The 25,158-nt window shown below is 74.1% G+C and carries 10 protein-coding genes; all 10 read right to left on the bottom strand.

What is annotated here, in order from left to right:
* The 10 genes from HF577_RS01790 to HF577_RS01745 all read right to left on the bottom strand — a co-directional run bounded on the left by HF577_RS01790 (position 1) and on the right by HF577_RS01745 (position 25,062).
* The gene (locus HF577_RS01790; RefSeq protein ID WP_169393905.1) at positions 1-5,373 is read right to left on the bottom strand and encodes a non-ribosomal peptide synthetase/MFS transporter; all 5,373 of its coding nucleotides are present in this window, start codon (positions 5,371-5,373) and stop codon (positions 1-3) included.
* Between the two features lie 85 nt (positions 5,374-5,458).
* The gene (locus tag HF577_RS01785; RefSeq protein WP_169393904.1) at positions 5,459-8,392 is read right to left on the bottom strand and encodes a type I polyketide synthase; all 2,934 of its coding nucleotides are present in this window, start codon (positions 8,390-8,392) and stop codon (positions 5,459-5,461) included.
* A 256-nt stretch (positions 8,393-8,648) separates the two neighbouring features.
* Positions 8,649-9,893 carry a cytochrome P450 gene (locus tag HF577_RS01780; RefSeq protein ID WP_169393903.1) on the bottom strand — a complete coding sequence of 415 codons (1,245 nt, stop codon included), beginning with the start codon at positions 9,891-9,893 and terminating at the stop codon, positions 8,649-8,651.
* Positions 9,890-11,137, bottom strand: coding sequence for a cytochrome P450 (locus HF577_RS01775; protein ID WP_169393902.1), 1,248 nt, complete (start codon positions 11,135-11,137; stop codon positions 9,890-9,892). Before HF577_RS01775 ends, HF577_RS01780 begins: the two co-directional genes overlap by 4 nt.
* Positions 11,134-12,501 (bottom strand): acetyl-CoA carboxylase biotin carboxylase subunit, encoded by a 1,368-nt coding sequence (locus HF577_RS01770; RefSeq protein WP_169393901.1) that lies wholly within the window; start codon positions 12,499-12,501, stop codon positions 11,134-11,136. The genes HF577_RS01775 and HF577_RS01770 overlap by 4 nt, the downstream gene beginning before the upstream one ends.
* A gap of 7 nt (positions 12,502-12,508) precedes the next feature.
* Entirely contained in the window at positions 12,509-13,042 is a 534-nt protein-coding gene (locus tag HF577_RS01765) for an acetyl-CoA carboxylase biotin carboxyl carrier protein (protein WP_169393900.1), read from the bottom strand.
* Complete coding sequence (gene accD / locus HF577_RS01760) at positions 13,039-14,775, bottom strand: acetyl-CoA carboxylase, carboxyltransferase subunit beta (RefSeq protein ID WP_169393899.1); 1,737 nt, start codon at positions 14,773-14,775, stop codon at positions 13,039-13,041. The genes HF577_RS01765 and accD overlap by 4 nt, the downstream gene beginning before the upstream one ends.
* A complete protein-coding gene (locus tag HF577_RS01755) occupies positions 14,772-16,367 on the bottom strand; it encodes a PfaD family polyunsaturated fatty acid/polyketide biosynthesis protein (RefSeq protein WP_312858886.1) in 1,596 nt (531 codons plus the stop codon). Before HF577_RS01755 ends, accD begins: the two co-directional genes overlap by 4 nt.
* A complete protein-coding gene (locus HF577_RS01750; protein WP_169393898.1) occupies positions 16,361-18,634 on the bottom strand; it encodes a hotdog family protein in 2,274 nt (757 codons plus the stop codon). The genes HF577_RS01755 and HF577_RS01750 overlap by 7 nt, the downstream gene beginning before the upstream one ends.
* Positions 18,631-25,062 (bottom strand): type I polyketide synthase, encoded by a 6,432-nt coding sequence (locus HF577_RS01745; protein WP_211173644.1) that lies wholly within the window; start codon positions 25,060-25,062, stop codon positions 18,631-18,633. The genes HF577_RS01750 and HF577_RS01745 overlap by 4 nt, the downstream gene beginning before the upstream one ends.
* Positions 25,063-25,158 lie beyond the last annotated feature (96 nt).

Genomic DNA, 25,158 nt, shown 5'->3' with positions numbered 1-25,158 from the left:
CTAGGCCGTTCCCGATCTCGTCGGCACCCGGTCGTCGGCCGCCTCCTCCGTGGGGGTCAGCGGAGCGCGGCCCAGCGCCCGGAGCCCGATCAGGTCATCGGGGGTGGCGTCGGGACTGTCGTCGACGAGCCGGGGCAGCCCGGAGCGCAGTGCCGCCGCCGCCAGCAGCGCGACGGCCGCTGCGCACAGCACGTACAGCAGCGCGATCCCCCGCCCCGGCCCGGTGCCGATCACCGCGCCGACGCTCGGGGCCAGCGCCCCACCCGGGGTCAGGAGCGGCTCGAACCGCACCGAGACGAAGGCTGCGACCACTCCGAAGCCGAGCGGCAGCGCCGACCACGAGAGCATCGCGTTGAGCGCGGACACCCGGCCGTGGAACCGCTGCGGCACCTTGACCTCGATGATCGCGGCATGGATCCCGTTCAGCACCGTCAGCGACAGCGACATGCCGAACACGCCGACGCCGATCGTCGCCAGGTCCGCTCGCAGGCCGGTCACCAGGGAGAACACGGCCAGGCCGAGCGTGCACAGCAGCACACCGCGCATCCGGCGCCGCGGCGGGCCACCCCACACCGTCACGACGAGGCCGCCCAGCACCCCCGCCAGTCCCGAGCCGAGGAGGATCCAGCCGAGGTCGGTGAGCGTGCCGACGGTGAGCACCAGCGGTGGGACCAGCAGGAACAGCGGCGACAGGACGACGTTGAGCACCGCGAAGAAGATCAGCATCCGGCGGAGCCGGGGGTGGCCCCACGAGTACCGGAACCCGGCCCTGATCTCGGCCGTCACCGACTCCGTCCGCTGCGCCATGGTCCGGGGGAACCGGACCAGGAGCGTGCCGGCGATCGCGACCACCGAGCTCAGCACACCCAGGACGAGGACGCCCTCCAACCCCACGACGGCCATCAGCCCGACGGCCGCGATCGGCACGATCAGCCGGCTCGCCCCCGAGCCCATCCCGACGACACCGGTCGCGTGGTCGAGGTACCGCTTGGGGACGAGCTGCGGCACGGCGGAGCCGAAGGCGAGCCGCTGGAACGCGAGCGCGACCGACAGGGACGCGAGCAGCGGGTAGAGGTGCCAGACCTGCAGGTTCCCGCTCCACAGCAGCAGGCCGAGCAGCAGCTGGACCCCGACCGCGCCGACGGCGCCTGCGAGCAGGGTCGTGCGCCGGTTGCCGCGGTCCACCACGGAGGCGGCCAGCGGCGTGATGAGCAGCCCGGGCACCAGCCCGGCCACGGCGGACAGGGCGAACTGGATGAGCGAGCCGGTGGTGAGGTAGATCCAGACCGAGATCGCGAACGCGGTCAGCGCCGAGCCGCTGACCGACAGGAGCTGCCCCGCTGCCACCGCGAGGAACCGGCGCATCGCAGGCCGGGGCCCGTCGGGTGCGTCCGGCGGACCGGCCCGCGAGACGTCGAGCAGCCGCCACGCGTCCCCACCGACCGGCGCACCGGCGGAGACGGCCGGGTGGGTCGTCGTCACGATCTCGGCGAGCTCGGCGGCGCGGTGGTCCTGGAAGTAGTGACCCGCCTCGTCGAGCAGCACCACGGCGGTGGTGTAGGTCAGGACGTGCCACTCGCGGAAGCGCTCCTGGTAGTACTCCGACGCCGGGTCGTGCTCCCCCACCACGCTGATGACCGGCGCCCGCAGCCGCTCCACCGGGCTGCCGAGGAGCCCGGTGTAGTACTCCTCCGCCGCTTCGGTGTCGCGGCGGGTGTTGCGGACGATGCGCCGGGCGTGCACGGGGTCGATGTCGCTCATGTCGAGCCCGAGCGCGGTCAGCCCGTTCGCGTAGGCGCGGTCGCTGCGCAACGCGTCCGGGTTGGTGAACCGGCCCAGCGCGGCGGGCAGGCGCCGGCCCGGCCGGGCGAACGGGAAGATCGCGCCGATGTAGACCGCTTCCGGGATGCGGCCCGCAGCCTCCAGCCTCCTGGCGATCTCGACGACGAGCGCCGAGCCGACACCGCAGTGCCCGTACAGCGCGATCGGCCCGGCGACGTTCTCCTGGATCTCCCGCACGCAGCGCGCGGCGACGTCCTCGAGCGGCGCGTGCTGCTCGTCGATCCCGATGTCGTGGCCGGGGATGGCGACCGACCACAGCGCGTGGGTGGCCGGCAGCGCGTCCGCCAGCGACGTGTAGACCATCGCCCCGCCCCCGCCGTACGGGACGGCGACGTAGCTGAGCTCGGGCTCGGCCGTCGGCTGGGGCGTCAGCCGGTGCAGGAGCCCGCGCTCCGTCGGCGTGCCCCCGTCGAGCAGGGCGGCGAGCCGCCGGATCGTCGGGTGGGTGAACAGGTCCATCACGGCGATCTCGGTGCCGCCCGGCGCCGCGCGCCTCAGCCGCTCGACCGCCTTGATCGCGAGCAGGGAGTGGCCGCCCAGGTCGAAGAAGTTGTCGTCGATCCCGACGTCGGCCCGGTCGAGTACGTCCGCCCACACCGCGTGGACCGCCCGCTCCGGGTCGGTGCGCGGCGGCGTCCGCCCGGCGCCCTCGTCGACGGGCGTCTCGGGCGCGGGCAGCCGTCCGCGGTCCACCTTGCCGTTCGCGGTCAGTGGCAGCCGGGGCAGCATGACGAACGAGTTGGGGACCATGTAGGCCGGGAGCGCCGCGGCGAGGTGCGACCGCAGCCCCGCGGGGTCGGGTTCGTGCCCGGGTTCGGCCACGGCGTAGGCCACGAGCTGGGCGGCGTTGCCCGTCCCGTGCGTGGTCACCACGCACTCGGCGATCTCGGGATGGCGGGTCAGGTGTGCCTCGATCTCGCCGAGCTCGATGCGGTAGCCGCGGATCTTGACCTGCGCGTCGGCCCGGCCGAGGAACTCGATCACGCCGTCGGGCTGGTACCGGCCGAGGTCGCCGGTCCGATAGAGGCGGGCGCCGGTGCGCGGGTGCGTGACGAACGCCGCCGCGGTCCGCTCCGGGTCCTTCCAGTAACCGCTCGCCACGCCGGCGCCCCCGATGTACAGGTCGCCGGGCACGCCGACCGGGACGTCGCACATCCCGCGGTCGAGGATGTGGAACTGCTGGTTGGCGAGCGGGCGGCCGTACGGGATCGAGGTCCACGACGGGTCGACGACGTCGATCGGATGGAAGATCGACCAGATCGACCCCTCGGTCGCTCCGCCGAGGCTGACGACCTCCGCGCTCGGGGCGAGCGCGCGGATGCGGTCGGGCAGCGTCGGCGGGATCCAGTCGCCCGACATCATCACCAGCCGCAGCGAGCTGATGTCGGTCCCGTCCTGCTCGGCGTGCTCGACCAGCAGTTCCATCAGCGCAGGTACCGAGTTCCACACGGTGATCCGCTGCTCGGTGACGATCCGTGCCCACGCGGCCGGGTCCTTGTCCTCCTCGGGCCGCCCCATGACCAGCGTGGCCCCGGCGGCCAGCGTGCCGTAGACGTCGTAGACCGACAGGTCGAAGCTCAGCGCGGACAGCGCGAACACCCGGTCGTCGGGTCCGACCCGGAACCGCGCGGTGATGTCGCGGACGGTGTTGAGCGCGGCCCTGTGCTCGATCATCACGCCCTTCGGCGTGCCGGTCGAGCCCGACGTGAAGATCACGTAGGCGAGGTCGTGGGGCTCGGCGGGGCAGGCAGGTGCCGCGCCGCCCGACGCCTCGGTGACGGGCAGCGCCGCCAGCCCGTCCGGCCAGGTCAGCCGCGGGCCCAGCGCCGCCTGGGAGAGGGCCACGGTACAGCCGCCGCGCGCGATGAGCTCGTCGCGGCGGCGCTCGGGCAGGTCGGCGTCGACGGGGAGGTAGGCCGCGCCGGCCTTGTTGATCGCCAGTACCGCGACGACCTGCTCCCAGCCCCGTTCCATCACGACGGCCACCAGATCGCCCCTCGTCACCCCGGAGGCGGTCAGCTGCGCCGCGAGGTGCTCGGCCCTCCGGTCGACCTCGGCGTGCGAGAGCTGACCGGCGGGGTGGATCACAGCGGGGTGGTCGGGCGTCCGGCGCGCCTGCGCCTCGACCGGGACGTGCAGGCACTGGTCGGCACCGAGGTCGGTGCCGGTGTCGTTCCATCGCGCGCGCTGCGCGCGCTCGTCGGCCGTGAGCAGCTCGTAGCTCGAGATCGGGGCGTGCGGGTCGGCGGCGATGCCCTCCAGCAGGACGCGGAAGTGGGCGCCCATGCGCGCGATCGAGTCCGCTGCGAACAGCGCGGTGTTGTAGACCATCAGGAAGCCGCCGTCGTCGCCCGCGGTGTGGAGCTCGAGGTCGAACCGGGTCACGCGGTACGACAGGGCGACGTCGTCGGTGACGGTGAGCGCCGGGGTGCTCGGCCGGTCCGCCTCGTAGCTCTGCATGGAGAAGACCACCTGGAACAGCGGCGAACGTGACACCTCACGCGGCACGTTCAGTTTGGTGACCAGGCGCTCGAACGGCAGCTCCTGGTGGGCGAACGCGTGCCCGGACGTGGCGCGGACCCGCGCCAGCAGCTCGACGAACGTGGGGTCGCCCGACGCGTCGACTCGCATCGTCACCATGTTGATGAAGCAGCCGACGAGGTCGTCGAGCTCGGGTAGGGATCGGCCTGCCGTCGGCGACCCGATCGTGACGTCGTCCTGCTGCGCCCGGCGACCCAGCAGGATCGCGAACGCCGCGAGCAGCACCATGTACGGCGTGGCCCGGTGCCCACGCCCGAGCCGGAACACCTCGTCGAGCACGCTCGGCGCCACCGAGAACTCGTGCGCGGCGCCGGTGTAGGTCGGCACCGGTGGCCGCTGCCGGTCGGTCGGCAGCTCGAGCGGTGCGACGCCGGCGAGCTGCTCACGCCAGTACGCCACGTCGTGCTCGGTGTCGGGCTGGGCGCGTTGCCACGCGGCGAAGTCGCGGTAGCGCACCGGCAGGTCCGGCAGCGGGTCGCCGGCCAGGCAGGCCAGCACCTCGCCGAGGAGGAGCTCGGTGGACCAGCCGTCGGCCGCGATGTGGTGCACCGCGAGCGCGAACACGTGCTCATCGGGGGCGATCGTGATCAGCATCCCCCGCGCCACGGGCCCGGTGGCGAGGTCGAACGGTTCGGCCATGAAGGCGTCGACGAGCGCATCCACGGCGTCGTCGGACCCGGCCGCCGCGGTGGTGAGCGGGATCGCGCCGACCGGGTCGACGAGAACGACGGGCCGGCCGTCCACGGTCGCGGGGAAGCGGGTCCGCAACGGCTCGTGCCGGGCCGCGACCCGGTTCAACGCCACGGAGAGCGCGGTCGGATCGACCGCCCCGTGCAGCCGCCAGGCCTCGGGGATCGTGTACGCGGTCGTGCCGGGTGCGTAGGCGTCCATGAACCAGAGGCGTTCCTGGGCGAACGACATGACGGGTTCCCCGTCGGGCACTACAGGGATCGTGGTCGGTGTCGGAGGCAGCTCGGTCAGGTCGCTCACGGGAGGTCCTCCGGAGGTCATGTGGGCTGTCCACCGGACGCGTCCGGCGCGGCCGACTGCTCGAGGTCCGCGACCGCGGGGGTGGTCACGGGCCCGCTCCTTCCTGGGGGTCGGATCCACTCACCAGCGCGGCGAGCTCGCGGATCGTGGAGTGGTCGAAGACGTCCATGATCGTGAGTCGAGGGGCGTCCGGGCCCAGGGCCGGACGCAGCCGGGCCAGCACGCGCGTTGCGTGCAGTGACTGGCCGCCGAGCTCGAAGAAGTCGTCGTCGATGCCCACGTGCTGCACGCGGAGCACCTCGCGCCACACGTCGGCGATCGTCTTCTCGACCGGTGTGCGCGGATCGGTCGCCGCCCGGTCCGTGTCGTGTCCGGGTGCCGGTTCCGCCGGGCCGCCCGGTGACGCGAGTGCCACGACGGGCGTCGGATCGTCCAGCGCGAACCGCTCGCGTTGGAACGGGTAGGTGGACAGCGGGACGCGCCGGGGCGGTCGGGCGTTGTGCAGCGCAGACCACCGCACGGGCAGCCCGGCCTGCCACAACACGCCGGTGGCGCGGAGCGACTCGGCGGCTCCCCCGGCTCCTTCGGCTGCGTCCGGCAGGCTCGCCGCGATCGTGCGTGTCCCGCCGTCGGGGTGCTGCCGGGCCAGGTCCCCGAGCGCGCGTCCGGCGCCGACCTCCAGCAGGATCCCGTCGGAGCCGGCGAGCAGCGTCTGCACGGCCTCGGAGAAGCGGACGGTGTGCCGCAGGTGGTCGGCCCAGTAGGCCGGGTCGCACGCGTCGCGCGCTGTGACCGGCGCACCGGTCCGGTCGGAGATCCACGTCAGCCGCGGTGGGCGCAGTTGCACCGACGCCACCGCATCGGCGTACTCATCGATGATGTCGTCGACGAGTACCGAGTGGGCCGCGGAGCCGGTCCGCAACCGGCTGGCGTCCACTCCGAGGCCGGCGAGGTGCGCGACGAGCTGCTCGACACCGGCCGTGGGACCGCTGACGACGCACTGCCGCGGACCGTCGATCGCGGCGATCGCCATGTCGCCGGCGAGCATCGGCAGCAGGTCGGCCTCGGGCAGCGGCACCGCGACCACGGCGACTTCGGGCAGGCGGTCCAGGAGACGACCCCGCGTGAGCACCAGCGACAGTGCGTCGGCCATGGTGAGTACCCCGGCCGAGACGGCGGCGGCGTACGCGCCCAGCCCGTAGCCGAGTACGGCGTGCGGGCTGACCCCACGAGACCCCCACAGCTCGGCGAGGGCGTGCTGGACGGCGAAGACCGCGGGCTGGCACACGGCTGTCGTGGTCAGCCGCGCCTGCGCCTCGGTCTCGGCGCCGGGCTCCGGGTACAGCACCTGCCGCAGGTCCAGGCCGAGGTCCGCGCCGGCGCGAGCGGCGCAGTCGTCGATGGCCGCGCGGAAGACCGGCTCCTGCACGTACAGCTCGCGCGCCATGCCCACGTGCCCGCCACGCTGCCCGGGGAAGAGGAACGCGACGTCCGCCACACCCGTCGGCGGGTCCACGGGGGCCTGCGGATGTTCGGCGAGGCTCGTCAGGGCCCGGGCCGCTTCGTCACGGTCGCGGCACACCACGAAGGCCCGGTGGTCGAACGCTGCGCGGCCGGTCTGCAGGGTCCATGCCGCGTCGGCGATGGCGACCGGGTCCCGCTGCAGCCGGACACGCAGCCGCGCCGCCGACTCCGCGAGTGCCGCAGCGGTGCGCGCCGACAGCGGCAGCAGGTGGTAACGGCCGTCGTCGGGAGGCAGGTGCGCGGTGGGCGCCTCCTCCACGAGGACGTGGGCGTTGGTCCCCCCGATCCCCGTGGAGTTGACCCCGGCTCGGCGCGGACCGTCCCCCGGCGGCCACGGCGTGGCCTCGCACGTCACCACGAACGGGCCGGCCGGGAGATCGAGGTGCGGGTTGGGGCGGCGGAAGTGCGCTGTGCCCGGAATGAGGCCGTGGCGCAACGACAGCACCACCTTGATGAGGCCGATCACGCCCGCTGCGGCGTCGGCGTGGCCGATGTTCGACTTGACGGAGCCGAGCAGGCACCGCTCGGGCGAGCCCGGCCCGAACGCCTCGGACAGCGCGCGGACCTCGATCGCATCGCCGATGCTGGTGCCGGTGCCGTGCGCCTCGACGTACCCGATCGTGTCCGGGGGAACGTCGGCGAGGAGGTGCGCGGAGCGGATCGCGGCCACTTGCCCTGCCACGCCCGGCGCGGTGAAGCTCACCTTGCCGGAGCCGTCGTTGGACAGGGCCGACCCTCGGAGCACGGCGTCGACGTGGTCCCCGTCGGCGAGCGCGTCGGGCAGCCGCTTGAGCACGACGATTCCTGCCCCGTCGGCGCCGACCATTCCGTCGGCGTCCGCGTCGAACGGCCGGCAGCAGCCCTCCGGTGAGAGCAGTTCGTCATCCTCCGCGGCGCCTGCAGAGCCACGTACCGTGACTCCGCCCGCCAAGGCCATGTCGCAGTCGCCTGCGAGCAGGGCCTGGCACGCCAGATGAACGGCGACGAGCGACGTGGAGCAGGCGGTATGCACGGTGACGGCCGGGCCCCGAAGGTTCAGCTTGTACGCCACCCGGCTGGTGAGGAAGTCCCGGCTGCCGGCGAGCCGGAGCTGCTCGCCCGTCGTTTCCGGGAACCGGTGCCGCTGCGAACGCAGGACGGCGACGTGGTCCGTTTCGGCACTCCCGGCGTACACGCCGATGGCACCCCGGTAGGTGCCGGGGTCGTAGCCGGCGTGCTCCAGTGCCTCCCAGGCGCACTCGAGGAACACCCGGTTCTGCGGGTCGAGCACCTGCGCATCCCGCGGCGAGACCCCGAAGAACGCGGCGTCGAACAACTCGGTGTCGGCGACCACTCCGTACGTGCGTCGGGAGTCGAGCCGAGTGGTCAGGTCGCGGCCGGCCACGAGCGCAGCCCAGAACTCGTCGATGTCCGCGGCGCCGGGTATTCGGGCAGCCATTCCGATGACGGCCACCGAGGTCTGCACGTTCTCGTCGGCACTTGCGATGGCGGTCATGTCTCCTTCATTTCGGAAACAGGGCCGTACGGCGAGACTCGCAGAGCCTCTCGTGCATCTTCCACCAATCAACTCGGTTCACTCGGCAACAGTCATCCGTGAATCAAGGAGGCATCGATGAGGCGCTGTCATGGGTTCGACAGCGGGAGTCTCATTGCAGAGAGTAAACACGAGGTAAATTCACCGGAGACGCGACGGATATAGCTGCGGTCCGGCAAGACCCACTCATGAACGGGAGGACGCGGGGAACGGTATGTCAGCCGTCGACCACCACCGGCAGGGCTCGCAGGCCTCGGTGGATCAGGCTGGGTAGGTACTCGGGCAGTACCTCCTGTGTGAGCGCGAGGCCCGGCACCCGACGCAGTAGGCCGCCGATCGCGGCGTCGGCCTCCACCCGGGCGAGCGGGGCGCCGACACAGAAGTGCAGCCCGAGACTGAAGCCGAGGTGCCGGCGCGCCGGGCGGGGTCCGTGGAAGCGGGTGATGTCGAACCGGTCCGGGTCGGCGTAGACCGCGCCGTCCCGGCCCGCGGACGCGGTCACGACCACCACTCCGTCGCCGCGGGCGAACGAGTGTCCTGCGACCTCGGTGTCGGTGAGGGCCACGCGGATGGTGAACTGGGTCGGGGCGTCGTAGCGCAGCGCCTCGTCGATCGTGGACGCCATCAGTTCGGGCCGGGCCCGCAGCAGTGCCTGCTGTTCGGGGTGGCGCAGCAGCGCGAGCACGGCGTTGCCGACGAGGTTGATCGACGTCTCCATCCCCGCGACCAGCAGCAGCAGGCAGATGCCGACCAGCTCCGGCTCGGTGAGGGTGTCGCCGCGCTCCTCCACCCGGATGAGCTCGCTGAGCAGGTCGTCAGCCGGATCGGTGCGGCGCCGCGCCACGAGGCGTTGGAAGTAGCCGGCGCACTCCCGCGCGGCGAGGCCCCGCGCGACCACGGCCTCGGGCGGGAGCAGCTCGTCCGGATCCGTTCCCCGTGCGATGGCGAGCTCCCACTCGCGCAGAACGGGCCGGTCGGCCTCGGGGACACCGAGCACGCGCCCGCCGATCATCGCGAGGGCGAGCGGGACGGCCAGGTCGTTGATGACGTCGAGCCGTCCCGTGCTGCGTGCCTGCTCCAATGCCGTGTCGAGCAGTTCGTCGACGACCCGCTCGACGAGCGGGGTCAGTGCCGCGACGGTGCGGGGTGTGAACGCCTTGTTGACCAGTGCGCGGAACCGGGTGTGATCCGGGGGGTCCATCCGCACGAACGAGCCCGGGATGAGTGCGCCCTGCTCGCGGAAGGGGCTGATACCGGCCGCGTACCCGTGGCCCCAGTCCGGGCTCTGCAGCACCGCGGCGCACTCCTCGTACCGGGTGAAGACGGTGACCGGGACGTCCCCGAGCAGCAGCGGGCACGCGGGCGTGGCCTCCCGGACGCGCGCGTAGCTCGGGTAGGGGTCGGCGTGGTGCTGCGGCTCGAACGCGTCGAACTCGACAACGGCTTTCGTCGGCGGGGTCATCGGGGGTCTCCGTTCGTGAGGCGCACGGGCAGCTCGGCCATGCCACGCACGACGAGGTTGGGGCGGTACGGCGGGTCGTCGACCAGGAGCTCGATGGCGGCGACCCGGGCCGCGACGGCGCGCAGCACGACCTCCATCTCGAGCCGGGCCAGCGAGGCGCCGATGCAGTAGTGCAGCCCGAGACCGAAGGCCAGGTGCCGGTTCGGGCGGGGACGCGCGGCGTAGCGGGTGAGGGACAGCTCGGCCGCGTCGGGGAAGGCGTCGGGGTCGCGGTTGGCGGAGCCGATCAGGACGATGACGGCGTCCCCGGGCGCGAACGTCCGTCCGGCCACGGTCACCTCGGCGCGCGCGGTGCGGGTGGTGAGGTGCACCGGAGGGTCGAAGCGCAGCACCTCGTCGACGGCCGGGGCGGCGAGCTCGGGATCGCGGCGCAGCAGCGCGAGCTGGTCGGGCCGGCGCAGCAGGGCGAGCATGCCGTTGCCGATGAGGTTGACGGTGGTCTCGTGGCCTGCCACCACGAGAATGAGCAGGGTTCCGAGCATCTCCTGCGGCGAGAGCACGTCCCCGTCGGCCTCGACCTGCGCCAGCGCGGTGATCAGGTCCTCGCGTGGGTGGGCTCGGCGCTGAGCGACCAGCTCGCCGAAGAACGTGGCGAAGTCGTGCACCGCCGTGGTGCGGGCGGCGAGCTCCTCGGGGGAGAGCAGGGCGTCCGGGTCGAGCCCGCGTGCGATGCCTGCCGACATGCGCCGGACGTCGGCGTGCGCGTCCGCAGGCACACCCAGCAGGTCGCACACCATCGTCAGCGGGAGCGGGTAGGCCAGCGACTCGATGAGGTCGGTCTCGCCTGCCGCCAGCGCGGTGCCGAGCAGGCTGTCGACGATCCGCTCGGCGTGGGCGCGCATGCCCTCGATCCGGCGCGGGGTGAAGGCGGCACTCACCAGCCGGCGCAGCCGGGTGTGGTCCGGTGGCTCCATCCAGAGGAACGACCCGGGCAGCTCGACGTCGCTCGCCGGATGCAGCAGGTCGGGCTCCTCGGCGTGGCTCCACGTCGGGTCCTGCAGGATCGCGTCGCAGTCGGCGTACCGCGTGACGAGCTGGGTGCCGAGCGGTCCGGGAACGAACGGGCCCGCAGCGCGCAGCACCTCGTACGCGCGGTACGGGTCGCGGCGGCTGGACGGCGCGAAGGCGTCGAGCACCGCCTGTTCGACGACGCTCGGTCCGCTCGGCGCGGAGGTCGTGGTCATGCCGGGCTCCGTTCGGTGGCTGGGACGCGCATGCGGTCGAGCAGTGCGGTGTCGTGCGTTCCGGCGGCGAACTCGGGATGGGCCAGCACGGAGCGCAGGAACGCCGTGGTGGTGGCCAACCGGTCCCCGGTGATGCGGAGCTCGGAGAGTGCGCGGTCCATGCGGCGCAGGGCGGCTTCGCGGTCTGCACCCCAGACCACCACCTTCGCCAGCAGCGAGTCGTAGTCCGGGGGGATCCGGTAGCCGGACGCCACGTGGGTGTCGACGCGGACGAACGGGCCACCCGGAGTTTCGAACTGCTCGACGACGGCCGGGGTGGGGGCGAAGTCGCGGTCGGGATCCTCCGCGTTGATCCGGCACTCGACGGCGGCCCCCCACAGCCGCACGTCGTCCTGGTGGTAGCCCAACGGTTCGCCTGCGGCGATACGGAGCTGTTCGGCCACCAGGTCCAGCCCGGTGACCATCTCCGTGACCGGGTGCTCGACCTGCAACCGGCAGTTGACCTCCATGAAGGAGAACTGCCCCTGCCCGTCGACGAGGAACTCCACGGTGCCGGCACCCACGTACCCGGCCGCGAGCACGCCGCGGACCGCCGCCTCCCCCATGGCACGGACCGTCGCGGCCGGCAGGCCCGGCGCCGGTGTCTCCTCCACGAGCTTCTGGTGGCGCCGCTGCACCGAGCAGTCCCGGGCACCGAGGTGCACGCCCGCGCCGTGCGCGTCGCACAGCACCTGCACCTCCACGTGCCGCGCGGAGTCCAGGTAGCGCTCCACGTAGACGCGCGAGTCGCCGAACACGGCCTTCGCGCCGGCCCGGGTGCGGCGGTAGGTGTCCCCGAAGGAGGCACTGTCACGGACGACGGCCATCCCGCGCCCGCCGCCGCCCGCCGCGGCCTTGATGATCACGGGGTACCCGATCTCCTCCGCGAGCGCGGCCGCGTCGCCGGGATCGTCCAGCGCCTCGGTGCTGCCCGGGAGCAGCGGCAGGCCGGCCGCGACCATCGCCGCCCTGGCCAGTGCCTTGTCGCCGAGCCGCTCCATGACCGCGGCAGGTGGCCCGACGAACGTGATGCCCTCGGCGGCGCACACCTCGGCGAGGTCCGGGTTCTCCGAGAGGAACCCGTAGCCCGGGTGGATCATGTCGGCCCCGGTCATCCGGGCGGCCTCGATGATCGCGGGGATGTGGTTGTAGCTGCGCCGCGCCGGTCCGGGCCCGATGCAGACGGCGCGGTCGGCGTAGCGCACGGCAGCCGAGCCCGCGTCCGCGGTCGAGTAGACCGCGACCGTCCGGAGCCCCAGCTCACGGCAGGTGCGCAGCACCCGCAGCGCGATCTCGCCGCGATTCGCCACCAGCACCGTCGTCATGACGACCTCACGGCGTCTCGAGCACGAACAGCGGCTGCCCGAACTCCACGGCTTCGGCGTCGGCACCCAGCACCGCCGCCACCCGCCCGCCGCGGTCGGCGTGAACCGGGATCATCAGCTTCATCGCCTCGATGATCGCCACCTGCTGCCCGGTCTCCACGGCGTCGCCCTCCTGCACGAACGGGGCCGCACCCGGCTCGGGCGAGCGGTAGAAGACGCCCACCGTCGGAGCCGTGATCCGATGCCCGACCGGGGCCGCCCCCGGCGCCGTGCCATTGCGTGGGGGCTCGGGTGCAGGGACGGGCGTCGGTACCGGGGCGGCCATCGGCGGTGTGGGCGATCCGGTGGCGGCAGGCCGGGCGGTGGTCTCGCCCGTCGCCCACCCGAGCTCGACCACGACTCCGGCGACCTCCACCCGGACCCGCGACGGCGGCTGTGGCCCGGACGCCGCGAGCGCCACCGCGTGCTCCCGCAGCACGGTCAGGACGGAGCCCAGGTCACCGCCGGGGCGGCCGCCCGGAACGTCCACGGTGGTGGTCATGCGGAGTCCCGCCGGGCAGGTTCCGCGGTGGCGGGACGGGCGGAGCCGAAAGCGCGGAAGCGCGCGTGCCGCCGCTGGATCCGCTCGGCGGTGGTCAGGGTGGTCAGCGGGGGCAGCGTCTCCCGCAGGACGTCGGCGAGGATCTGCGCTGCGGTGACGTGGTCGCCGTGGTCCGCCTCGGGCACCACCCCCTCGACGATGCCCAGGCGGAGCAACGAGCGGGCGTCCACCCGCAGCGCGGCAGCCGCCCGCGGAGCCGCTGCGGCGTCCTTCCACAGGATCGACGCGCAGCCCTCCGGCGTGATCACCGAGTAGACGGCGTCCGCACACATGAGCACGACGTCGGCGACGGCGAGCGCGAGCGCCCCGCCGCTGCCGCCCTCCCCGGTGACCACGGCGACCACCGGAACGGGCAGGCCCGACAGCAGCCGCAGGTTCTCCGCGATCGCGACGGCCTGGCCCTGCTCCTCGGCCGCGACGCCCGGGTAGGCGCCTGCCGTGTCGACCAGCGTGACGAGCGGCAGCCCGAGCTTCGCGGCCAGCCGCATCACGCGGGCGGCCTTGCGGTACCCGGCCGGCGTCGGCATCCCGAAGTTGCGCCGGGCCAGCTCGGCCGCCGTCCGGCCCTTCTGCGTGCCGGCGAGCGCCACCGGGGTCCCGTCCAGCAGGCCCAGCCCGCAGACCATCGCGGGGCAGTCGGCCGCCATGCGGTCGCCGTGCAGCTCGGTGAAGTCGTCGAGCAGCAATGCCGCGTAGTCCAGTGTGGTGGGCCTGCCGAGGCGGCGGGCAGCACGCACGGCCTCCCACGGATGCCGCTCGGACAGCATGTCGGGGTCGCGGACCAGCCGGGATCGCAGCGACCTCGCGCCGCCCGCCGCTGCTGCGGGCCGCGCCGCGATGCGGAGGAGCCTGCCGAGCACGGTGCGCAGCTCGGCCCGCGGGGCGATCAGGTCGACGATTCCGTGCTCCAGCAGGTACTCCGCGGTCTGGAAGCCCGCGGGCAGCGTCTCCCCGATCGTCTGCGCGATCACCCGCGGCCCCGCGAACCCGAGCCGGGCGCCGGGTTCTGCCACGATCACGTCGCAGAGCGTCGCGAACGACGCCGCCACCCCTCCGAACGTCGGGTCCGTCACGAGGGAGACGGTCAGCACCCCGGCCTCGTCGAGCTGCCGCAGCGCCTGGCTGGTCTTGGCCATCTGCATCAGGGCGACGACGCCCTCCTGCATCCGCGCTCCGCCGGACGCGCTGACGAGCAGCAACGGGGTGCGTTCGGCCAGCGCCACCTCGCAGGCGCGGGTGATCGCCTCACCGACGGCCGCGCCGAGGCTCCCGCCCAGGAACCGGAAGTCCATCACCGCGACGACCACGGGCCTGCCCTCGATCCGGCCGCGCGCGCACAGCACGCCCTCGGCGAGGCCCGTGCGCCGCCGGGCGTCGCGCAGCCGGTCGGGGTAGGGCCGGGAGTCGACGAAGCCGAGGGGGTCGGCGTCGGGGACGGCGATGTCGAGCAGATCGGTGCTGCCGTCGTCGAGGAGCTGGGCGAGGCGCTGCGGTGCCGTCAGTGGGGTGTGGTGCCCGCACTCGGGGCAGACCCCGGAGCCACGGTGCATCCGCTTGAGGTAGACCATCGCGGCGCAGCCCGGGCAGACCGTCCAGTCGACGGGGCTGCCCGGTGGCGCGCCGGGAGGCGCGGTCCGGGCCACGAGTGCGGGATCCGGGAGGGTCTGGGTCATCGGGGGCCTTCCTCGGAGGGGCGGTAGGTCGAGCAGCGCGCCGGCAGGGAGACCCCGCTGGAGCGCAGCGCCGCCAGGCGGGACTGGTACGCCGCGCCGCGCATGATGTGGTGCGCGAGAGCGGTGACGGTGCGGCGCTGCACCGGTTCGAGCGGAGTGCCACGCAGCCAGGCGTTGCAGGCGCCCATCGCGGCGCCGCACCACACCTGGTAGTCCGCGACCCGGTCGGGGACCCCCGCGGCGGCCCACCCGGAGGAGAGGCCGAGGTACCAGCGGAAGACCAGTGCCATCCGCCGCTTGGGGTGGCCCTCGGCCCGGGCGATCTGGTCGGGGTCGCGCTCGGCGAAGTAGGCCACGGTGTCGGCCCAGACCTCGTCGAGCCCGCGGCGGAAGACCGTGCGCTCGAGGTTCGCGCGCTCGTCGGCAGGGATGTCCTCGATGCCGTCGTGGCGGCGGTAGAGCTCGAAGAGCCGCCGCGCCCGGGCGGGGAACATCGTCCCGCGCCGCAGCACCTGCACGTCGACACCCAGCTCGAACATGTCCGACGACGGCGCCATGTCGCAGTCGGTGACCCCGGCCGCGCCGAGCAGCTCCTTCACCGCGGCCGACTGGCCCGACTCGACGCACGCCTGGTTCACCGAGCCCGTCACCACGTAGTCCGCGCCCATCGCGAAGGCGGCCGCAGCCGCGGTGGGGGTGCCGATGCCGCCTGCCGCCCCGACCCGGACCGGATAGCCGTGCTCGACGCAGACCGCGTCCCGTACCCGCAGGATCTCGCCGAGCAGCACCGGCATCGGGCGCCGGTCGGTGTGCCCGCCGGAGTCGGCCTCCGCGGTGACGTCGTCGGCCATCGGGACGCGCGCGGCCAGCCGCGCCTGCTCGGCGGTGATCCTCCGGCCCTCGACGAGCCCACGCAGCAGCGGCTCGGGCGCAGGACGCAGGAACAGCTCGGCCACCTCGGCACGGGAGACCTTGGCGATCACCCGGTGGCCGATGCGTGGCCTGCCGTCCGGGCCGGCGGTGAGCCCGAGAGCGCGGTACCGGACCACCTCCGGGGTCAGCTCCAGGAATGCCGACGCCTCGACGCAGCGCACGCCGTGGCGCAGGCAGAGGTCGACCGTCGAACGCTCCATGGCCGGCTCGCTGGGGCTGTGGATGAGGTTGCAGGCGAACGGTCTGCCCGCAGCCTCGCGGGCGATCCGGGCCAGGCCGGCGTCCACCTTCGCCGCCACCAGGCCCGCGGCCCCGAACGAGCCGAGCACACCACCGCGGGCGAGCGTCGCGACCATCTCCGGCGAGGCCAGCCCGTGCGCCATCGCGCCGGCCTGGTAGGCCACCTCGACGCCGTGGTCGTGCCGGAAACCCGCGGCCCCGAGCTGTCGTGGCGGCAGTGGGGGCACGGCGGCGAGCACCACCGACCCGGTTCTGCGGGCGACGCCGCCGTCGCCGGTCAGCCCCAGCCCCGTGGCGTCGCGGATGACGTAGACGGGCTGGTCGAGGTCGGCGAGCACCCCGTACGCGGCGTCGGGCGTCCTGGCGAGCCGGTCGTCGCGGCTCAGCGCGGCGATGTCGAGCACGGTCGGTGTCACCACGGCTGGGCTCCCTTCTCGCGGGCCTCGGCGGCGATACCGTCGAGTTCGTAGATCCGCAGGCCCGGCTTCCACAGGCTCGCGTCGGCGATCACGCGGACGCGGCCGGGCCGGCGCTGCACCTCGCGGACATGCACCTCGAGGGTCATAGCGCCGTCGCCGGCGAGTATCTGACCGCGGTAGCGCCAGGTCAGCTCCACACCGGCGGGCACGACGAACTCGGGGTGGTCGAGCCCCGCGGTGGCACCGGTGTCGAGGAGCCACTGCTGCAGCGCCTGCACCACGGCCTCGATGCCGAGCGAGCCGGGCATGACGGGGTCGAGATGGAAGTGCCGGGCGAAGAACCAGTCGCCCTCCTCGACGGGTCGTACGGCGCGGAGATAACCGGCGCCGTGCCGGCCGCCGCCGTCGACGACCTCGATCCGGTCCACCAGGTGCAGCGGCCCGGACGCACCGGTGTCGACGTCGACGACCCGGACCGGCGTTCCCGGCCGTTCCTCCAACCAGTTCGGCACCGACGCGCCGTTGTCCAGGCCGGTCTGGTTGGCCAGGGCGGCGGCGGTGAAGAAGCCGAACAGCGACTGCCCGGAGTAGAAGGGGTCGACGGTGTCGCGATCCTCACCGTCGAGCCACAGCGCATAGCGGAACCCCTGCAGGACGGCGCCACTGAGGACAGTGGTGCTCAGCAGCGTCGAGCGCTGCCGGATCGTGCGTCCCCGCAGCTCCACCTCCCGGTGCAGGGTGGCGGAGCCGTCGAGGTTGCGGAGGCTGTAGTCCTGCTCGGGATCGACGAGCGTGGCCCCGAGGTGGTAGCCGAGCAGCAGCGCCGACTGCAGCGAGGTCTCCATCAGCACGACGTTCGGGACCGCCGGGCTCGGTGCCGCGCCGTAGTACCAGGCGTCGGCAGGTGAGTCGAACTCCGTCTCGCCGGTCGCGCCGCCGGAGAGCTCGCCCCGGGTTCCCTGCACGGCCATCACCCGGCCGACCAGCCGCAGCCCGCCCGCCGGCGGCCGCGTGGCCCGGCGCTCGGCATAGCGGGCGAACTCAGGGCCCAGTGCCGGACCAAGGTCTCCCACCGAGGCCGTGGCGAGCGCCAGCTCGTCGACGACGGCGAGGTCGCCGGTGATCCCGCGGCGGACGGGGCGCACCGGCGGCCGGCCGCCGCTCCGGGTGCCCATCGGGACACCGGGCGGCTCCCGGAGGGCGACGGTCAGCCCACTCACGCGGGCGAGCACCCGCTCACCCGCGCGGATCTCGGCATCCAGCCGCAGCCACGGGCGCGGCACCAGATCTGCGCCGGTGATCTCGGCGACGACCTCCGCATCCGGGGCGCCGGTCGTGTCGAAGAGCTCGGCCCCGCACGTGCCCACGGGCTGGAACCGCGCTTCCGGTACGCACAGGTGCAGCCCCAGCCACAGCGCGAGCACCGAACCGGCCTGCCAGGCCGCGGCCACGACGTCGGTGTCCCCGGCAGGCACCGCGCAGGGGCCACGCAGGACACCGACCCCGGCCGGGCCGCCCGGCCGCAGCTCGGTGACCGCGCGCAGCAGGCCGGCGGCGAGCCGGGGGGCCTGCTGGTCGTGACGCGCGCCGAAGACCGCACCGGCGCGCCCCGCGACGAGCAGGTCGATCTCCGCCGGCGCGAGGTGGTCGACCAGGGTCGCGGCGAGCGGCTCGAGCGCGCCCTCCGGGCGGAAGGCGGCCGGGGCTGCTGCGAGGGCGGGCGCGGGCGCCGGGACAGCGGGGGCGGTCGGTCCGTCGACCCGCAGCACCGGCCGCTCTCCTGCCCGTACGAGCGCCCCGGAGGGTGTCCGGGTCACCTGCACCTGCTCGCCATGGCGAGGCAGGTCGCCGTCCCAGGCGAGGGCGAGGCGCAGCGGTCCGCCGCCCCGCCCCGGACCGTCGCCCAGCTGATCCGCGACGGCGGCGAGCAGCGCCGCCGGGGTCCACTCCCCCGCGCCCGGGGCGGCCGGGGTGGCCGGCCCGGCGAGAGCGGCGAGCGCCCGCTCCTGCCACCGGACCTGGACGTCCATGGCAGCACGGTGCGCGGCGAGCAGTTCGGCCCGCAGCTCGGCCACGATGCCGACGGCGAGCGCGACCGGGTCGTGCGTGGACCGGTCGTGAGTGCTCGGGTCGGACGTGGTCGGCTCGGGCACCCCCTGAGGGGCTCGGTCGTCCGGCTCCTGCGGATGCGGGGCCACCGGCTGCAGAGCGGCGAGCGCGTCGAACGGCCTGCCGTCGAAGCTCAGGACGTCCAGCTCCGCGGTCATCGTCCGGCCTCCCCGGCCGCGCGCCGCTGCACGGCCTCGGTGAACTTCGCCCGCATCTCGGGGGTGCTGACGGCCGTGATGTCGCTCCAGCGCTGCAGCACCGTCCCGTCGGCGGCGTGTGCGGTGACGTCGACGGTCACGCCGCTCGTCCCCGGCCGGAGGTCGTCCACGACGAGGACGAACGGGGTGTCCGCCGGCAGCGGCGCGTACAGGTCGACCCGGCCCACCGACAGCGGCAGGCAGCCGGCGTCGAGGTACCAGACCCCGAGGACACAGGCGGCCTGCAGCACGACGTCGCCGAGCACCGGGCTGTGCCGGGCCGACGCCCAGCCGCCGCCGTCGAGTGGCGTGTCGGGCAGGCGGCACTCCGCGACGAGCCGCACGGGGGTGCGCTCGACCAGCCGCCGCACACCCTGCAGCAGCGGGCCGTGGAACAGGTCAGCGGCGGCGTACACGTCGAGCCCGTCCTCGCGCCCCTCCCCGAGCCGCCACCGCGGCTGCTCCACCGGCGGTGCCGGGCTCGGCGACGGCGGGGCGAGCACGACCGTCGCACCGAAGTGCGGTTGCGGGCGTCCGTCCGGCCCCACGCTGCGCACCGCCGCGCGGACGATGACGCGTCCGTCGTCGACCCGCCCGTCCTCGAGGTGCAGCTCCAGCTCGGCCGGCTCGGTGCCGTCGAGCACGATCCCGCGGTGCACCTCCACGTCACGGCAGCCGACGGCGACCAGGTCGCGGTGGCGCTGCTCCGCGCCGCGCACCATCCAGCCGAGGGCAGCGGCGACCGGCAGCACGGGGTGGGCGCCGACCCGGTGGTCGCCCACGACGGGATCACGGGTCAGCGGGAAGACATCACGGCGCAGCACCGCCGCTGCGGCGCCCCGCAGGTCGACGGGGGCGAGTGCCCCCGCCGGGCCCACGAGCACGCTGCGCTGCCCCGCCCGGGTGGCGGCGAACTGCTCGACGAACGCGGCCGCACCGGTGTCGGCATCCAGCAGCGCGACGCCGCGAGCGGCGAAGAGCTCCTTGAGCTCGGGGGTGACCATCCCGCCGTCCCACGCGCCCCAGTGCACGCACGTGACATGCCGTCCCTCGGTCGCGAGTGCGGCCGCGACGCGGTCGAGCGCCTCGTTGGCCGCCGCGTAGTCGGCCTGCCCCGGGTTGCCCAGCACCCCGGCGACCGACCCGAAGAGCAGCACGTGCCGCGGTGGGCCGCCCAGCGCATCGAGGACCGCGCGCAGACCGGTCAGCTTCGGCGCCAGTACGGTGCGCACGGCGTCCGGTGTCTTGGCGGTCAGCGCGGCGTCGGCAAGCGCGCCGGCTCCGTGCACGAGACCGGTGACGCGGGCGGCGTCAGCGCCCAGCGCGGTGCGCACGGCGTCGGCGTCGGTGACGTCCGCGGTGAGGTAGCGGGCCGTGCCACCGGCCGCGCGGATGGCGTCGAGGGTCGCCCGGACCTCCCGCCCGGCCCGCACCGCCGCTACCCGCTGTTCGACGTCGCGCGGGGAGAAGGCTCCCTCGGCCGCCCTGAGGTCGGCGATGAGGGCCGGCTTCAGCCCTGCGTCGGGGACGCCGGCTGCCCACTCCGGATCGGTGCCGACGAGCGGTGTGCGACCGAGCAGCAGGAACTCGGCTCCGCTGCGGGCGGCGAGCGCGACGGCGCACCGTGCGGTGACGCCCCGGGCCCCACCGGTGACCAGCAGGACGTCGGTGGCATCGACGGCCGGTGCCTGCGGGTCGGCGCCGGCGGGTTCCCGGTCGGCGAGTTCCGGACCCCAGCGACCACGAGCCGCGTCCACCCCGACCTCGGGGAGCATCGCGGGGTCGTGCAGCTCGGTGAGAAGGACGTCGGTCAGTGCGGCGTCGTCCAGATCGGGGTCGACGTCCACCGCGCGGGCGAACACGCCGTTAGCTTCCCTGGCCAGGGTCTTGACCAGCCCGGTCACACCACCCAGCGGTGCGTCGGCCGGGGTGGCGCGGCCGCGGTGGCCCAGACCGCCGTCGAGCCGGGTCAGCGTGACGAACGCGGCGCGCGTGCCCCCGTCCGCGGTGTGCGCGAGCGCGGTGGTGACGCCCGCGGCGACGAGCACGGCGTCCGCGAGTACGCACTCGGCGGCGCCGCCCCCTGCGAGGATCACCAGGCACGCGTCGAGGCGCCCCGCGCCGGCCGCGGCGGCGACGGCCGACACCGTCGCGTCCCCGTCCCAGGCCGTCCAGCTGTCCGCGCCGGGCCGCGTCACGCGGCGGACGGTCCATCCCCGCTGCTCCAGCGCCGCAGTGAGGTGGGTGGGGGCGGGGCCCCCGATCTCGACGACGAGCGCGCCGGGTGCGTCGGCGTAGGCTCGGTCGAGCCGGTCGGGCACCGGTAGCGGGACCAGCGTGATCTCGGCCCGGCGCGGTGGAGCCTCCACGCGCGCCACCTCGACCTCGACCTCGGCCGCGCCGGCGGGCGGTGCGTCGGCCGGACTCGCAACGGGTCCGACGGCTCCGCCGCCGGACGGAGCCAGCACGCCGACGATGTCGTCGACCGACCGCAGCTCCGCGAGCTGCTCCGGACCCACCGACGCCACACCCGGCACCCGCTCGGCCACCGCACCCAGGATCTGCACCCGCTTGATCGAGTCGATCCCCAGATCCGCTTCCAGATCCATCCCCGGATCGACCATCTCGGCCGGATAGCCCGTCTTCTCCGCCACCACCTCCAGCAGCGCGGCACGGACGCCTGCTGCGTCCACACCGGACACCGGGGCGGTCGGCAGCGCCGCGGCCGCCAGGACGCCCACGATGTCGTCCACCGACCGCAGCTCCGCGAGCTGCTCCGGACCCACCGACGCCACACCCGGCACCCGCTCGGCCACCGCACCCAGGATCTGCACCCGCTTGATCGAGTCGATCCCCAGATCCGCCTCCAGATCCATCCCCGGATCGACCATCTCCGCCGGATAGCCCGTCTTCTCCGCCACCACCTCCAGCAGCGCGGCACGGACCGCATTGCCGTCCACAGCGGACGGCTCCGCGCTCGGCACTGGGCTGAACGCGTCGGCGTCGAAACCTGCGGGCTCTCGCGCAGGCGTCGCGGGAGCGGCGTGGCCGTTCGATGAAGGAGCACTGCTCGGGAGGGCGGTCACCGAGCCGGCGGCGGTGGTGAGGGCCCCGGCCACAGTGCTCGGGGATTCGCTGGGCCCGAACGCAGGCGCGGACGAGCCACCGTCGAGTGCGGCGAGGGAGGCGAGCACCTCGTTGGCCCGGACGTGGCCGCGACTGATCGACACCGTCGCGTCCGCCACCGCTTCGACGGCGTCGCGCACAGCGGGGTCGAGGGTGCCGCCGGCCGGCTGGCGCCGCAGTACGTCGACCAACCCTTCGGTGATCCGGAGCTGACTGTCGAGGTACTGCGTGTGGAGGTCCATGTGGGCGGCGAGGTCGGGCCGGTCCGGTGGGGTCGGGGGAACCGGGGCGGCTGCCTCCGCCACCACCGGAGCCATGACCGGCGGGGGTGCTGCCGCACCGTTCTCCGACGGGCTGGCAGCCGCCGCAACCGGTGTCGGGCCGGCCGTCGAGGGAACCGTCACCCGGTAGCCGTCCCGCAACGCGGCCCGGTAGGCCTCGGTGCGCGCGGCGGGCCGGTGGGTCGTGCCGGTCAGGCTCACCGTCATGCCCTGCGGGGCCACCTCGTCGAACGGGTCGGCGGCGTACCGGTTCAGCCCGGTCAGCGGGGCCCCGAGCACCGCGAGCTGGACGGCGGCGCCCAGCAGGGCGGCGACGGAGTCGCCGGACGGACCGGCGTCGGTCGGGATCGCCACCACGCCGTTGTCGCCGAGCCCGCGCCGCACCAGCCCGGTGAGCACCTGTTTCGGTCCGAACTCCACGAAGGCGGTCACCCCGTCCGCCGCCAGCGTGCGCAGGCCAGCGGCGAACTCGACCGGACGGCGCAGCTGCTCGGCGAGGACCGCACGGTTGGCCTCGGGGTCGTCGCCGTAGACCGCGCCTGCGGTGTTGCTCACCAGCGTTCCGGCCGGTCGGCCGATCACGACGTCGGCGAGTGCGGCACGGAACGCCTCGACCGCGTGCCCGACGGCGTCGGTGTGGAAGGCAGCCGCCACCGGGAGGGCCCGCGCGGCGGGACCCCGGGTGGCGAGGGCGTCGAGCAGGGCGGTCACCGCGGCTGTCGAACCACCGACGACGACCTGGTCGGGGGCGTTGTCGTTGCAGACCGTGACACCGGGGTGCTCGGCCAGGAGGGCGTCGACCTCGGCCCGGCCCGCCGACACCGCCGCCATCGCGCCGGGGTCGTAGCCGGTGCGGTCGGCAGGCGGGGCCATCGCCCTGCCCCGGGCGCGGGCGAGGCGGAAGAAGTCCTCGTCGGCGACGGCGCCTGCCGCCCAGAGCGCGGTGAGCTCACCGAAGCTGTGCCCGAGGAACGCATCGCAGCGCAGGCCCAGCTCGTGCAGGACGCCGAACTGGCCTGCGGCGAGCGCGCCGATCGCGGGCTGCGCGTACTCGGTGCGCCGCAACGACGACTCCCGCTCCTCGGTGAGGGCGGCGGGATCGGCAGCGAACGCCGGCGGCGGGAACACGACCGCCGCGAGGGTCTCCCCGGCGTCGCCGAACTGGGCGTTGGCGGCGTCGAACGCCGCCCCGACCGGAGGGAGATCGCACGCGGCGCGCAGTCCCATGTCGACGTACTGGCTGCCCTGCCCGGCGAACAGCGCGGCGACCTTCAGGTCGGGGCGCGCGCGACGCCGGTAGTGGATCCCGCGCGGGTGCGACCACTCCGGCGCGTCCTGCGACGCGGCCAGGGTGTCGGCGGAGAGCGCGCGCAGGAGCGCGGCCTCGTCCTCGGTGACCGAGACGAAGCCGATCCGGGCGTGGTCGGGCGGCACCGGGCCGTCCATGGGTGGGCTGTCCCCGCGCAGCAGCGCGAGCAGCGCGTCGGGCGAGGGCGCGTGCCAGAGGTGGGCGCGGGCCGTGCGGTGCATCGTGCGCGCGGCCGCGCGGCCGGTGTCGGCCTCCTCGAGCACGACGTGGAAGTTGATCCCGCCGAAACCCATGGCGGAGGCTGCGGCCCGGCGCTGCGGGCGGCGCGGGTCCCGGATCCACGGGCGCGTCCGGGTGTTGACGTAGAACGGGCTCGCCGCGTCGAGCGCCCGGTTCGGGGTCTCGACGTTGATCGTCGGTGGCAGCACCTTGTGGTGCAGCCCCAGCGCGAGCTTCATCAGGCTGGCCGTACCCGCGGCACCCTTGGTGTGCCCGATCTGCGACTTGACGCTGCCGATCGCGGCGTAGCCCGCCTCGCCGGTGGCCGCGCCCAGCACCGAGCCCAGCGCTGTGAGCTCGGTCCGGTCGCCCACCGCGGTGCCCGTGGCGTGCCCCTCGAACAGCTCGACCGACGCCGGCGAGCAGTCGGCGTCGACGTAGGCGCGCCGCAGCGCGAGCTCCTGGCCGGACGCACGCGGGGCGTAGATGCTCCCGTAACGGCCGTCGCTCGACGAGCCGATACCGCGGACGACGGCGTAGACGCGGTCGCCGTCACGGCGGGCGTCGGCCAGCCGCTTGACGGCCAGCATCCCGATGCCCTCGCCGACCAGCGTGCCGTCCGCGGTGTCGTCGAAGGGCTTGATCCGCCCCGACCTCGACAGAGCCTGGGTGCGGGAGAAGCACATGAAGCCGAAGATCGTGTTCTCGGTGTCGCAGCCCCCGACGATCATGAGGTCGGCCCTGCCGTCGACGAGCTCGCTCGCCGCGAGCCGCAGCGCCGAGAGCGAGCTGGCGCAGGCGGTGTCGACCGCACAGTTCATCCCGCCGAGGTCGAGGCGGTTGGCGATGCGGCCCGCCGTGACGTTGCCCAGCAGGCCGGGGAAGGTGTTCTCCTCCCACGGCGGAAACGCGAGGAGGTACTTCTCGGCGATGGCCTCCGCATCCGCGTCGGTGAGACCGCAGCTGCGCACCACCTCCTTGAGCACCGGCGTCTCCAGCCGCGCCGCCATCGGGTGGGTCAGGGGCATGGGCCCGGTGACGCCGAGGACCACACCGGTACGGACGGGGTCGTACCACTGCGAGCCGGGCGCGCCGGCGTCGCGGAGCACGTCGCGGGCGACGATGAGGCTGAGCAGCTGGACGGTGGTCGTCACCTCGAGCTGGTTCGGCGGCATCCCGAACTCACCGGGCGAGAACTCCGTCGGCGGCAGGAAACCGCCGCGGGTGCAATAGGTGGTGTCGGGCCGCGACGGGTCCGTCGACGGCTCCGGATCGTAGTAGTCCTCGGGACGCCAGTGCGTGGCCGGGACCTCGGTCGTGCAGTCCGTCGCGTCGACGATGTTCTGCCAGTAGTCACGATAGTTCCGGGCCATCGGGAACAGTCCGGCCATACCCACGATGGCGAGGGGCTCGGCGGCCAGCTTGCGTTCCGTTCGTGCGCTCGCGTCGTTCACTGGAACCTCTCTGCTGCACTTCTCGACAAGACGCGGTGCGTTTTCGTGAATCGGCGAACGGCAGTGGTGACGACTGCGGCACCGGAGTTTCTGCCG

The organism is Pseudonocardia xinjiangensis (genome assembly GCF_012911925.1).
GTDB lineage: Bacteria > Actinomycetota > Actinomycetes > Mycobacteriales > Pseudonocardiaceae > Pseudonocardia > Pseudonocardia xinjiangensis.
The sequence above is the reverse complement of the archived record's forward strand: the minus strand, read 5'-3'. Positions and strand labels throughout refer to the sequence as shown.

Excerpts from the sequence above, each read along its gene's own strand:
- HF577_RS01785 (WP_169393904.1), bottom strand. The coding sequence starts at position 8,392 with ATGACCGCCATCGCAAGTGCCGACGAGAACGTGCAGACCTCGGTGGCC.
- HF577_RS01780 (WP_169393903.1), bottom strand. The coding sequence starts at position 9,893 with ATGACCCCGCCGACGAAAGCCGTTGTCGAGTTCGACGCGTTCGAGCCG.
- HF577_RS01775 (WP_169393902.1), bottom strand. The coding sequence starts at position 11,137 with ATGACCACGACCTCCGCGCCGAGCGGACCGAGCGTCGTCGAACAGGCG.
- HF577_RS01770 (WP_169393901.1), bottom strand. The coding sequence starts at position 12,501 with ATGACGACGGTGCTGGTGGCGAATCGCGGCGAGATCGCGCTGCGGGTG.
- HF577_RS01765 (WP_169393900.1), bottom strand. The coding sequence starts at position 13,042 with ATGACCACCACCGTGGACGTTCCGGGCGGCCGCCCCGGCGGTGACCTG.
- accD (WP_169393899.1), bottom strand. The coding sequence starts at position 14,775 with ATGACCCAGACCCTCCCGGATCCCGCACTCGTGGCCCGGACCGCGCCT.
- HF577_RS01750 (WP_169393898.1), bottom strand. The coding sequence starts at position 18,634 with ATGACCGCGGAGCTGGACGTCCTGAGCTTCGACGGCAGGCCGTTCGAC.